This is a genomic window from Paraburkholderia sp. J10-1 (genome assembly GCF_905220165.1).
Classification (GTDB): Bacteria; Pseudomonadota; Gammaproteobacteria; order Burkholderiales; family Burkholderiaceae; genus Paraburkholderia.
The window spans coordinates 310,121-322,206 of the sequence record NZ_CAJMYW010000005.1 but is presented as its reverse complement, the minus strand read 5'-3'; the positions used below and the strand labels follow the sequence as shown (position 1 = coordinate 322,206).

At 65.9% G+C, this 12,086-nt stretch carries 8 protein-coding genes; 3 read left to right on the top strand and 5 right to left on the bottom strand.

Annotated elements, in window-relative coordinates; all coding sequences use genetic code 11:
- Positions 1–63: 63 nt before the first annotated feature.
- The 5 genes from def to U5A65_RS18845 all read right to left on the bottom strand — a co-directional run bounded on the left by def (position 64) and on the right by U5A65_RS18845 (position 9,235).
- Positions 64–597 carry a peptide deformylase gene (def, locus tag U5A65_RS18865; protein ID WP_321934868.1) on the bottom strand — a complete coding sequence of 178 codons (534 nt, stop codon included), beginning with the start codon at positions 595–597 and terminating at the stop codon, positions 64–66.
- The gene (gene ligA / locus U5A65_RS18860) at positions 594–2,663 is read right to left on the bottom strand and encodes an NAD-dependent DNA ligase LigA (RefSeq protein ID WP_321908808.1); all 2,070 of its coding nucleotides are present in this window, start codon (positions 2,661–2,663) and stop codon (positions 594–596) included. Before ligA ends, def begins: the two co-directional genes overlap by 4 nt.
- A 352-nt stretch (positions 2,664–3,015) precedes the next feature.
- Positions 3,016–4,299 (bottom strand): cell division protein ZipA C-terminal FtsZ-binding domain-containing protein, encoded by a 1,284-nt coding sequence (locus U5A65_RS18855; RefSeq protein WP_321908810.1) that lies wholly within the window; start codon positions 4,297–4,299, stop codon positions 3,016–3,018.
- A gap of 144 nt (positions 4,300–4,443) precedes the next feature.
- On the bottom strand, positions 4,444–7,962 hold the full coding sequence (gene smc / locus U5A65_RS18850) for a chromosome segregation protein SMC (RefSeq protein WP_321947024.1): 3,519 nt from the start codon (positions 7,960–7,962) through the stop codon (positions 4,444–4,446).
- A 169-nt stretch (positions 7,963–8,131) separates the two neighbouring features.
- A complete protein-coding gene (locus tag U5A65_RS18845; RefSeq protein WP_321946958.1) occupies positions 8,132–9,235 on the bottom strand; it encodes a DMT family transporter in 1,104 nt (367 codons plus the stop codon).
- 316 nt (positions 9,236–9,551) lie between these two features.
- Here U5A65_RS18845 and dapC point away from each other — a divergent pair, with 316 nt between their 5' ends.
- The 3 genes from dapC (at position 9,552) to U5A65_RS18830 (ending at position 12,047) form a co-directional block, all read left to right on the top strand.
- A complete protein-coding gene (gene dapC, locus U5A65_RS18840) occupies positions 9,552–10,775 on the top strand; it encodes a succinyldiaminopimelate transaminase (protein ID WP_415765162.1) in 1,224 nt (407 codons plus the stop codon).
- Positions 10,776–10,854: 79 nt separating this feature from the next.
- A complete protein-coding gene (dapD, locus tag U5A65_RS18835; RefSeq protein WP_028204072.1) occupies positions 10,855–11,682 on the top strand; it encodes a 2,3,4,5-tetrahydropyridine-2,6-dicarboxylate N-succinyltransferase in 828 nt (275 codons plus the stop codon).
- Positions 11,682–12,047, top strand: a complete 366-nt coding sequence (locus tag U5A65_RS18830; RefSeq protein WP_028204073.1) for an ArsC family reductase — start codon at positions 11,682–11,684, stop codon at positions 12,045–12,047. Before dapD ends, U5A65_RS18830 begins: the two co-directional genes overlap by 1 nt.
- Positions 12,048–12,086 lie beyond the last annotated feature (39 nt).

Here is a 12,086-nt window from a genome sequence, read left to right as displayed (position 1 = left end):
AAACGCCGCGTTGCATGAAAAACGGGAGCCAGATGGCTCCCGTTTTTCATGATGCTTCGATCTTCAGTCGTCGCTGTTCGGATCGAGTTCCGGAAACAGAACCTCGGTAAAGCCGAACTTCGAGAAGTCGGTAATACGCATGGGGTACAGCTTGCCGATCAGATGGTCGCATTCGTGCTGAACGACCCGCGCGTGAAAACCCTCCGCCACACGCTCGATGGGCTGGCCGTACTGATCGAAGCCGTCATAGCGAATCATCGAATAGCGGCTCACGGCACCACGCATGCCCGGCACCGAAAGACACCCCTCCCAGCCCTCTTCCATGTCGTGCGACAGAGGATGGATGACCGGGTTGATGAGCACCGTTTGCGGCACGGCCGGCGCTTCGGGATAGCGCTCGTTCTGTTCGAAACCGAAGATCACCACCTGCAGGTCGACGCCGATCTGCGGGGCGGCGAGGCCTGCGCCGTTCGCCGCGTGCATCGTGTCGAACATATCGGCAATGAGTTCGTGCAGTTCGGGCGTATCGAAGTGATCGACCGGCCGGGCAATGCTGAGCAGGCGCGGATCACCCATTCTGAGAATTTCGCGAATCATGTCGTTTGCCCCTCCAGGAGCTTGCGCATTGCTTCTTCGTCGAGCACCGGCACGCCGAGTTCCTCGGCTTTTGCGAGCTTGCTGCCCGCGTCGGCGCCCGCCACCACGTAATCGGTCTTCTTCGACACCGAGCCGGCCACCTTTGCGCCGGCCGCCTCCAGCATTTCCTTCGCCTCGTCGCGCGAGAGCGTGGGCAGCGTGCCGGTGAGCACCACCGTCTTGCCGGCCAGCACGCCCACTGGCGCCTTCGGCGCGGGCGGACCTTCCGCCCATGTTACTTTGCCCGGCGCGCGCAGTTGCTCGATCACCGTGCGGTTATGCTCTTCCGCAAAAAACTCGTGAATGGCGAGCGCGACGATCGGCCCCACATCGTTGACTTCGAGCAGTTCCTCGACCGAAGCGCTCATGATCGGATCGAGCGAGCCAAAGTGTTTGGCGAGATCCTTTGCCGTCGACTCACCCACGTGCCGGATGCCGAGCGCGTAGATAAAACGCGCAAGCGTCGTGGACTTGGCCTTTTCAAGCGAGTCGAGCAGGTTTTGCGCCGATTTGTCGGCCATGCGATCGAGCTGCGCGAGCGTGCCGAAGCCGAGATTGAAAAGATCGGCGGGCGTGCGCACGAGGTTCTGGTCAACCAGCTGGTCGATGATCTTCTCGCCCAGGCCGTCGATATCGAGCGCGCGGCGCTGGGCGAAGTGCCAGAGCGCCTGCTTGCGTTGCGCCGGACAGAAGAGACCGCCTGTACAGCGAGCGATCGCCTCGTCGGGCAGACGCTCGATGCGCGATCCACAGACCGGGCATTCGGTCGGCATCACGAACTCCTGGGCGTCGGCCGGTCGGCGGTCCATGAGCGCGCTGACCACCTCGGGAATCACGTCGCCAGCGCGCCGCACGATCACCGTGTCGCCGATGCGGATGTCCTTGCGGCGCACTTCGTCTTCGTTGTGCAGCGTGGCGTTCGTCACCGTCGCGCCGCCGACGAACACCGGCTCGAGCCGCGCAACCGGCGTAATCGCGCCAGTGCGGCCCACCTGCACGTCGATGGCCAGCAGCTTCGTGAGCGCTTCCTGCGCCGGGAACTTGTGCGCGAGCGCGAAGCGCGGCGCGCGCGAAACGAAGCCGAGCGCGTCCTGCTCGTCGCGGCGATTCACCTTGTAGACCACGCCGTCGATGTCGTACGGCAGGCCATCGCGCTTCTCGCCCACGGCGCGGAAGAATTCCAGCAGACCTTGCGCGCCTTTCACGACCGCACGCTCGGAATTGACCGGCAAGCCCATTTCCGCGTACCAGTCGAGCAGTTCGCTATGGGTGGCCGGCATCGGCTCGCCCTCGAGAACGCCGATGCCGTAAGCGAAGAACGAGAGCGGCCGCTGCGCGGTGATCTTCGGATCAAGCTGACGCAGGCTGCCCGCCGCCGCGTTGCGCGGGTTCGCAAATTCCTTGTGGCCGGCGTCGCGCTGACGCTGGTTCATGCGCTCGAAGTCGCGGCGGAACATCAGCACCTCGCCACGCACGTCGAGCACCTTCGGCACGCGCTTGCCCTTCAGGCGCAGCGGCAGCGAGCGGATCGTGCGCACGTTCTCCGTGACGTTCTCGCCGGTCGCGCCGTCGCCGCGCGTGGACGCCTGGACGAACACGCCGTCGACATAGCGCAGCGAGATGGCGAGGCCGTCGAACTTGAGTTCAGCGGCGTATTCGACTGCGCCGACTTCGGCGCCCTCGATCTTGCCGAGCGCATCGGCCACGCGCTTGTCGAACGCGACAATGTCCTCATCCGCAAAGCCGTTGTTCAGCGACAGCATCGGCACGTCGTGCACCACGGGCTCGAAGCCCCCGGCGACTTCGCCGCCCACGCGCTGAGTGGGCGAATCGGGCGTGATGAGATCGGGATGCGCGGCCTCAATTTGCTGAAGCTCGCCGAACAGCTTGTCGTATTCCGCGTCGGGCAGCTCCGGCTGGTCGAGCACGTAGTAGGCGTGATTCGCACGCTCGAGTTCGGCGCGCAACCACACCGCGCGCTGCGCAGCGGTGGCTTCTTCGGGAGGACGGGCGGGATGACGGATCATGCCTTGGGCGACTCGCAGATGGAAATGATTTCGGACGTCAGATTATCTCAGGAAGCGGCGCGTGTCGCATCGGCCGAAAGGCTAACTTCGGGCATTCTTCGTGCGCCGCCGAACGGGCCTCCCCAAGGTCCTGGCCGAATGGCTAACGCTGCATCGGCAGCATTGACGCCGGGGTCCGGCAGTGCGAGCTTGAACGCACTACATCACTTGTGCCGGTAACGGCGCTCGCCCCTCCATGACCGATCACCCCTATCCGCCCGTGCCAAGCGCGCCGCGCCACGCGCACGCAAAAAAGGCGCGGCGCCTTTACGGCACCGCGCCTTGTCTGCCGGCCGGCTACAGGCCTGCGGCGTTACTGGCTGAACAGCCGCCGCGTGGCCGGCGAGCCGGCCGGAATGCCGGCCTGCTCCAGCTTCGCGTAAAGCGTCATGAGCTGTTTGTCGATCGACTGCAGCACGGACTCCGGCAGCGGCCGGCGCTGGTCGTCGACCACGCGCCCGCCAATGCGCTCCGCAAGCGACTTCGCGTAGTCGCACATGAGGCGGAACGGCAGGATGTCTTCATCGGCCACGGGCACGTCGAGGATCAGCGTAATCAACTCGCCGCCCTTGTACGTGAGGTCGTCGCGCAGGAAGTTGGTGTCGCCGAACTGCAGCATGAACACGGGGCTCTGCTTCGCGTCGAGCTTCACGAAGCGGGTGCCGTCGCGCGAAAGCAGCAGGCCGTCCTGCGCGGCCACGGCCTGCACGTAGTTTGCCGACCAAGGCGCGCCGTCCGACATCACATTGATGGAAAGTTGCGCGTCGCATTGCGCCGCGAAGCCGTCCAATTCGCGCGCCATCGCAACCGTTTCCATCATGTCCGGAAACTCGGGCGCGGCATCGAGCGCGTCGGCAAACTGCTGCACGCCAGTCACGAATTCGGAAAACTCGAGTTCGTTGAGCGGGCCGTTGCGGTTCGCGAGTTGCGCAGCGGCGCGCAGCTCCTCGTAGCGCACGCCGCTTTGCAGCAGCTCCCAGCCGTCGCCCCCTTCGGGTTTGCCTTCGATGTGCACCGGCTTGCTGCCCGCGCGGCGCAAGCGCTGCGCAAACGGAATCACGCGCTCGCCCGGCACAGAAGCACCAAGCCGGATCGGCACAATACAGTCGATACGTCGGTCGACCACGGCCGGCGGCGCCGAAGAGATCGTCGTGGCGGCCGGCATGACGGGTTCGATGCGCTCGGCTTCGTCGGCGTCGTCCTTCACGGATTCGGGAACAGCCGCGCTTGCGGCTGGCGCCGTTTCACCGCTCTCCTCGGTAGCCGCTGCTTCCGCAGGAAAGCCGTTAGGGGTCGTCGTTTCCGCCTGGATGTCGGCCGGAGTGTCGAGCGGCGCCACAGTCCCAAAGCCCGGCTCCACGCGCTCGGCCTCCGCTGCGCCGGCGAGCGATGGCTCGCGACGCGACGGTGCATGCGCCGGCTCGATGAACGGGCTTTGCTCCTGGAACTCGTCGCGCTGCGGCGCCTCGACCGCCTCTTCGGGCATTGGGCGCGGCATGCGTCGGCGCACCCTCGCGCCTTGCCACGCGTTGTACACCACCACGCCCCCGACTACCACGGCGCCCGCGCCGATCAACCCGAGAGTCAACTCATCCATGCATGCTCCATCAGCAATTCTTATTCGACAGCGCGCTCGTTGTGCGCGCCGTTTCTGTGGCAAGCGCATTGCGCGCGGCGGCTGCCTCACCGATGGCGCCGCCGGCCGCGCAACGCGCGCCGTCCGTTAGACCGTGTAAATCGATTAGACCGTATTCTGGGCGAAACCCGCCGCCGTTTCCATGTCGACCGCGACGATGCGCGACACGCCCTGCTCCTGCATCGTCACGCCAATAAGCTGCTGCGCCATCTCCATGGCAATCTTGTTGTGCGAAATGAACAGGAACTGTGTTTTGTCCGACATCGCGCGAACGAGGTTCGCAAAACGTTCGGTGTTCGCGTCGTCGAGCGGCGCGTCCACTTCGTCGAGCAGACAGAAAGGCGCCGGGTTGAGCTGGAACATCGCGAACACGAGGGCCGTGGCCGTGAGCGCCTTCTCGCCGCCCGAAAGCAGGTGAATCGTCGAATTCTTCTTGCCGGGCGGCTGCGCCATCACCTGTACGCCCGCGTCGAGAATCTCGTCGCCGGTCATGATGAGCTTCGCCTGGCCGCCACCGAAGAGGCGCGGGAACAATTCGCCGAAATGACGGTTCACTTCGTCGAAGGTGCCTTGCAGCAGCGTGCGCGTTTCCTGGTCGATCTTGCGGATCGCGTCCTCGAGCGTCTCGATCGCGCTCGTGAGGTCGGCCGACTGGGCGTCGAGGAAGGTCTTGCGCTCCTTCGCCGCGGCCAGTTCGTCGAGCGCCGCCATATTGACGGGCCCGAGCGCGGCAATCGCATTGTTGATGCGTGTGACTTCGCCTTGCAGGTACGACGGCTTCATGTCGGCCGTGAGCTTTTCCTGCAGCGCGGCCTCGTCTACGCCAGCCGCCTGAAGCTGCTCGACGAACTGCTCGCCATTGAGGCGGGCCGCCTGTTCCTTCAACTGAAGCTCGGTGATACGGTCGCGCAATGGCTGCAGCGCGCGCTCCGCGGCGAGGCGCGTTTCGTCGGCGGCGCGCAGCTTTGCGGTCAGGTCGTCGAGTTCAGCGCGCGCAGCGCGCAGCGTGTCTTCCTTCTGCGCACGAATTTCCAGCGCGTCCTGCAGGCCGGTGTGCGCGGTCTGCTCGTTGATCGTTTCGAGTTCGGCGCGCGCGTCTTCGAGCGAAGCGGCCACGCGTTCGCTCTGATCGTGCGCGACCTGGATGTTGCGCCTGAGCTCTTCGATGCGGTTCGCCATGTTGCGCGCCGCAAAGCGCGCGTCCGCGGCCGCGCGTTCGAGATCGCGCGCCTCGTTGCGCGCCGCGCCGAGTTCCTCGTCGAGCGCTTCGAACGCGAGCTGGTTGTCCTCGAAACGGGCTTGCAGCTCGGCGAGTTCGACGTCGTGGCGTTCGAAGTTCGCTTCCGACTCCGCCCGCAGCGCGCGCTGCTCTTCGATCTGCGTGCGAATCTCGTCCAGTTCTTCGCGGATCTGCGTGCTGCGCGCCGTGTAGCGCTCATGCGCCTGCGTGAGCTTGAGCACATCCATCTGCAGGGCGTGCACCCGCTGGGTCGCGCGCTCGGCCTGCTGGCGCACTTCCGTGAGCACCTGCGCCGCTTGCGTGTGCGCGGCTTCCGCGCGCACGACAGCGGTGCGTGCCTCGTCGGCGAGCAATGCTTGAGCGCGCACCTGGCGCTCGAGATTCTCGATTTCCTGCTGACGCGCGAGCATCCCAGCCTGCTCGGTGTCGGCAGCGTACAGCTGCACGCCCACGCGCGTCACGACGTGACCGGCCTTCACGACGAACGCGCCGCTAGCCGGCAGTTGCGCGCGCTGACCAAGCGCCTCGGCGAGATCGTTGGCAACGTAAGTCGAGCCGAGCCATTCGGTGAGCACGGCACGCAGGCCCGCGTCGTCGATACGCACGAGCGAAAGCAACGGCGTGAGGCCCGCAGGCGCGGCGCTTGCCGGCCCCGCGGCAGGCGGCGAATAGAACGCGAGCTTCGCGGGCGGCGCGTCGCTCGCGAATGCCTTCACCCAGTCGAGGTTCGACACTTCGAGCGCGGCGAGCCGCTCGCGCAGCACGGCTTCGAGCGCCGTTTCCCAGCCCGCTTCCACGTGCAGCTTCTTCCATAGCCGCGGCAACGCGCCCAGTTCGTGACGCTCGAGCCACGGCTGGATCTTGCCCTCCGTCTGTACGTTTTCCTGCAACTGCTTGAGTGCGGCCAGACGCGCTTCGAACTGGTGGATCTGCGCGTTTTCAGCCTGCACGCGCTCGTGCGCGGCGCGGCGCTCCGCGTCGAGGCGCGGCACCGTTTCCTGCGCATCCGCAAGACGCGCTTGCGCTTCGTGCAGCACTTCTTCCTGCTCGGCCAATTGCATGCGCAGCTCTTCGAGCTGGGCTTCGTCCGGCGCGTCGAGCCCGCCTTCCTCCGACTTCAGCCGCTCATGGCGTTGCTGAAGCTGCTGAAGCATCTGGTCGGCGTTGCGCTGGTGCGCGGCTTCGAGCTTGATGGCCTGCTCGGTGCGCGCGATGCCCGCGCGCTCGTCGTTCAGTTGCGCCTGGGCGTCGCGCCAGCGGTTTTCGAGCGCGGGCAAGGCTTCCTGCTTTGCCGCTGCGTCTTCCTCCGCGAGCGCCGCCTTTTCCTCGGCGATCGCCAGTTGCTCTTCGGCGTCTTCGATATCGTCCTGCGCCTTCTGCGCCTGGACTTGCCATTGCTCGCGCTGCGCGGTGAGCGCGGCGATCTGCGCCTGCACGCGGTTGCGCGACTCGACGATGAACTTGATCTCGGCTTCGAGACGGCTCACCTCGGCGTTCGCTTCATAGAGCGAGCCCTGTGCGCCCTGCATGGCGTCGCTTGCGGAGTAGTGCGCCACGCGCAGTGTTTCGAGCTGCGCTTCCACTTCACGCAGCTGCGCGGTATGCCGCTCGAGGTCGATCTGCGCCTGCTCGATCGCGCGCTGCTGGCGTTGCTGCTCGCCCGCCGCCTCGTTCTTGCGCAAGAGCCACAGAAGGCGCTGCTTTTCCTCGCCCTCGGACTGCAGCTCGCGGAATTTCGTGGCGACGACTGCCTGCCCCTCGAGCTTTTCGAGGTTGTTGGACAGTTCGCGCACGATGTCCTCGACACGCGTGAGGTTTTCACGCGTGTCGTGCAGACGGTTTTCGGTCTCGCGGCGGCGTTCCTTGTACTTCGAAACACCCGCGGCCTCTTCGAGGAACACGCGCAGCTCTTCGGGCTTCGCCTCGATGATCCGCGCAATCATGCCCTGCCCGATGATCGCGTAGGCGCGCGGGCCGAGGCCCGTGCCGAGGAAGATGTCCTGGATATCGCGCCGGCGCGCCGGCAGGTTGTTGATGTAGTAGCTCGATGTGCCGTCACGCGTGAGCACGCGCTTCACGGCAATCTCGGCATACTGGCCCCACTGCCCGGCGGCGCGGCCGTCCGCGTTGTCGAACACCAGTTCGACGCTCGCGCGGCTGCCCGGCTTGCGCGCGGTGGAACCGTTGAAGATGACGTCCTGCATCGACTCGCCACGCAGCTCGGACGCCCGGGATTCACCCAGCACCCAGCGCACCGCGTCGATGATGTTGGATTTCCCGCAGCCATTCGGCCCGACCACTCCGACGAGTTGGCCCGGAACCTGGAAATGCGTGGGATCGACGAATGATTTGAAGCCAGCGAGTTTAATCGAGGTCAGACGCACGGCGATATCGCTGTTTGAATAGTGGTGAACGGGACCGCCCGTGCCGTACGTCGCTTGCCGCCGCGAATCCGGTATCGATCGCACGGCGGCGCAGTGCGCGCAAGGCAGGCGCCACGGCTCGCCGCACGAACGCGCATGCGCGCGAGCGGTCGGCGGGAATCAGCGGCAATCATACCATCGCACGCGCGCCATTCCGCGCGCGGGAAGGCCCTGGACCCGAGCCGCCGCCTGGGTTGCCATCGCCGTTGCCACCGCCGTTGCCATCGTCGCCGCCGGGGCCGTTACCGTCGGCGTCGTCCGCGTCATCGGTGCGGCTTGCGTCGGCATGGGTCATGACGCTCGCGTCGGCGCTCACGTGTGCGCCGCGCTTGCGCGTGTCCTGCGCGCGGTGCACCCAGCTCGACAGCAACGAAGCAAGCACGATACACGCGCCGCCCGCCCATTCGCGCGGGCCCGGCGTCTCGCCCGCGAAGAGCCACGACGTGAGCGCCGTGACGACGATCTCGAACAGCATGATGATCGACGCGCGGTTAGCCGGCACGCGGGCAAGCCCGTACTGAACCAGCATGTTGTTGGTGCCGAGCACGATGCCGAGCGCGAGCACCAGCAGCACGACGCGCGCGAGATGCTCGCCAGCCGGAGCGGCCGACATCGGCTCGAAGCACGAAGTCAGCGCGCCGAACAGCGCCGCGCCCGCGAAGATCACGGCGGTGCGCATCTCCGGCTTCATATGCGGCAGCACGCGGCTCGTCTTCACCACGAGCACATTGCTCATCGCGAAGCCCATGCCGCCAATCAAACCGGCCCATTCGGCGGCGTTGGCGGGCAGCGGCACGCCGAGTTTCGGCGACCAGAGCATCAGGATCGCACCCAGCAGCGAAAGCGTCGCGAGCGCGCCTCCCGCCCAGTTCAGGCGTTCGTGCAGGATGAAGTGCGCGAAGATCGCCGTCCACGCCGGGGTCAGATAAAAGAGCAGCAGCACGCGCATCACTTCGCCGTGAATCGCGCCCCACACGAAACCCACATTGGTCACGCCCGCAGCAAGCCCGAGCATCGGCAGGACCCAGTGCCAGCGCACGGTCGCGAGCGAGCGCCAGCGCAGCACCAGCACGAAGAGGCAGCCGGCTGCGCTCGTCGCGGCGCTCGATGCCGTGCCGGTGAGCCCGGCGGCCGCCAGCATGCGCAGCGGATACCAGACGAAACCCCATACGGACGCGCCAATCATGATGGCGAGCGTCGGCCATGCGGCGCGCAAGCTGGTGCTCTGGCTCATTGCTCGCGTTTCCCTTGGCCCGGCCGCGCGTTCACAGCGCTGGCGCCGCTGTTCGGAACGTGATTCGAAAATTCCATGCTTTTCCTTTGTCTCGTCGTCCGGCGAGCACCGGCTGCGCCAGGGCGGGTTCCGGCTGGCGCCCGCAGCAGCAACGACGCCACGCTATAATCGAGCGCTTGCAGTTCCAAGGCCGCGCCTCTGTGTTTTTCGCCGAGCCAAGCCGAGCGCAGCGCAACTGGCTCGCCGGCTCGCACCGGCCGCTCCCATCCTGCGCGCCACGCCATCCGTCTTTCGCCCACGCCTGTCCGACGCCCAAGTGAATCCGCTACTCGACACCCTTCAGTCCTATCCCTTCGAAAAGCTGCGCGTACTCTTCAAGGACGTCACGCCGAACGCCGGCCAGCGCCATATCAGCTTCGGGATCGGCGAGCCGAAACACCCCACGCCTGCGCTGATCCGCGACGCCATCGTGGCATCGCTCGATGGCCTCTCGTCGTACCCAGCCACGGCGGGCACCCCGGCGCTGCGCGAGTCGATTGCGAACTGGGTGAAGGCGCGCTACGGACTGCCGGCCATCGACGCGAACACGGAAATCCTGCCCGTCTCGGGCTCGCGCGAGGCGCTTTTCGCACTGGCGCAGGCCGTGGTCGACCCGACAGCGGGCGTGAAAGATCCCGCAAAGCGGGCGATCGTACTCTGCCCGAACCCTTTCTACCAGATCTACGAAGGCGCCGCGCTGCTGGGCGGCGGCGAGCCGTACTTCGTGAACAGCGATCCGGCCCGCAACTTCGCCTGCGACTATTCGCAGGTTCCTGAAGAAGTCTGGGCGCGCACGCAGCTGCTGTACGTGTGCTCGCCGGGCAACCCCACGGGCGCCGTGATCACGCTCGACGACTGGCGCGAGTTGTTCGCGCTCTCCGACCGCTATGGCTTCGTCATCGCCTCGGACGAGTGTTACTCGGAAATCTATTTCGACGAAGCGAATCCGCCGCTCGGCGGTCTCGAAGCGGCGCACAAGCTGGGCCGCGACTTCGAGCGTCTCGTCATGCTGTCGAGCCTTTCCAAGCGCTCGAACGCGCCCGGCATGCGCTCGGGCTTCGTGGCCGGGGACGCCGCCATCCTCAAGCAGTTCCTGCTGTACCGCACCTATCACGGCTCGGCCATGTCGCCGGTCTGGCAGTCCGCCAGCATCGCGGCCTGGGGCGACGAGGCGCACGTGCGCGAAAACCGCGCGAAATACCTGAAGAAGTTCTCGACCGTCACGCCCATGCTCGCCGACGTGCTCGACGTGAAATTGCCCGACGCCGCGTTCTACCTCTGGGCCAACGTCGCGCGCACCGGCCTCTCGGACACCGCGTTCGCCCAGCGTCTCTACGCCGACTATAATGTGACGGTTCTGCCCGGCTCGTTCCTCGCGCGCGAGGCGCATGGCACGAATCCGGGTAAAGACTTCGTCCGCATGGCGCTCGTCGCCGACGTCGAGGAGTGCATCGAGGGCGCGCAGCGCATCGTCGAGTTCTGCCGCTCGCTCAAACCGTAAAGCTTTTGCCTGCGCGCCGGGGTCCTGCCTCGCTGCGCGCAACACCGCTTTCAACCATTACTCTCACGAAATCACCACCATGTCGCAACAACTTCAGCAGATCATCGACACCGCCTGGGAAAACCGCGCCGACTTTTCGCCCAAGTCGGCCCCGAACGACGTGCGCGAAGCCGTCGCCCACGTCATCGCCGAACTGGACAAAGGCGCGCTGCGCTGCGCCGAGAAGAAGGACGGCGACTGGGTCGTCAACCAGTGGGTGAAGAAGGCCGTGCTGCTGTCGTTCCGCCTGGAAGACAACGCGCCGATGCCCGCGGGCGGCTACAGCCAGTTCTACGACAAGGTGCCCTCGAAGTTCGCCAACTACACGGCCGAAGACTTCGCCGCGGGCGGCTTCCGCGTGGTGCCGCCGGCTATCGCGCGCCGCGGCTCGTTCATCGCGAAGAACGTCGTGCTGATGCCGTCGTACACCAACATCGGCGCGTACGTCGATGAAGGCACGATGGTCGACACGTGGGCGACGGTCGGTTCGTGCGCGCAGATCGGCAAGAACGTGCACCTCTCGGGCGGCGTTGGCATCGGCGGCGTGCTCGAGCCGCTGCAGGCCAATCCGGTCATCATCGAAGACAACTGCTTCATCGGCGCGCGCTCGGAAGTCGTGGAAGGCGTGATCGTCGAAGAGAACTCGGTCATCTCGATGGGCGTGTACCTCGGCCAGTCGACCAAGATTTACGACCGCGAAACCGGCGAAGTCTCGTATGGCCGTATTCCGGCGGGCTCGGTCGTGGTCGCGGGCAACCTGCCCTCGAAGGACGGCTCGCACAGCCTGTACTGCGCCGTGATCGTCAAGAAGGTCGACGCGAAGACGCGCGCCAAGGTCGGCCTGAACGAGCTGCTGCGAGGCGACTGATGGCGAAGTCCGCCAAAACCGTTGTCTACGGCATTCCGAACTGCGACACCGTGAAGAAGGCCCGCGTGTGGCTCGAAGAGCACGGCGTCGAGTTCGAGTTTCACGACTTCAAGAAGGCGGGCGTTTCGAACGCACTCGTCCAGGACTGGCTCAAGGACGTGTCGCTCGATCAGCTCATCAACAAGCGCGGCACGACGTGGCGCGGCCTGTCGGACGTGCACAAGGCCGAAGCCGACACGACCGCCGGCGCGATTGCGCTGATGATCCACAAGCCGTCGATCATCAAGCGGCCCGTAGTCGTGGTGAACGGCCGCGTGAAGACGCTTGGCTTTTCCGCCGACCAGTATGCGGAGCTGTTCGCCTGAGCGCCGCATGAGACCGGTGCGCCCGATCTGCTCCATGGA

What these genes read in the sequence shown, in the direction of transcription:
- ligA (WP_321908808.1), bottom strand. Translation starts at nt 2,663, where the DNA reads ATGATCCGTCATCCCGCCCGTCCTCCCGAAGAAGCCACCGCTGCGCAG.
- dapD (WP_028204072.1), top strand. Translation starts at nt 10,855, where the DNA reads ATGTCGCAACAACTTCAGCAGATCATCGACACCGCCTGGGAAAACCGC.
- U5A65_RS18845 (WP_321946958.1), bottom strand. Translation starts at nt 9,235, where the DNA reads ATGAGCCAGAGCACCAGCTTGCGCGCCGCATGGCCGACGCTCGCCATC.
- U5A65_RS18830 (WP_028204073.1), top strand. Translation starts at nt 11,682, where the DNA reads ATGGCGAAGTCCGCCAAAACCGTTGTCTACGGCATTCCGAACTGCGAC.
- U5A65_RS18855 (WP_321908810.1), bottom strand. Translation starts at nt 4,299, where the DNA reads ATGGATGAGTTGACTCTCGGGTTGATCGGCGCGGGCGCCGTGGTAGTC.
- def (WP_321934868.1), bottom strand. Translation starts at nt 597, where the DNA reads ATGATTCGCGAAATTCTCAGAATGGGTGATCCGCGCCTGCTCAGCATT.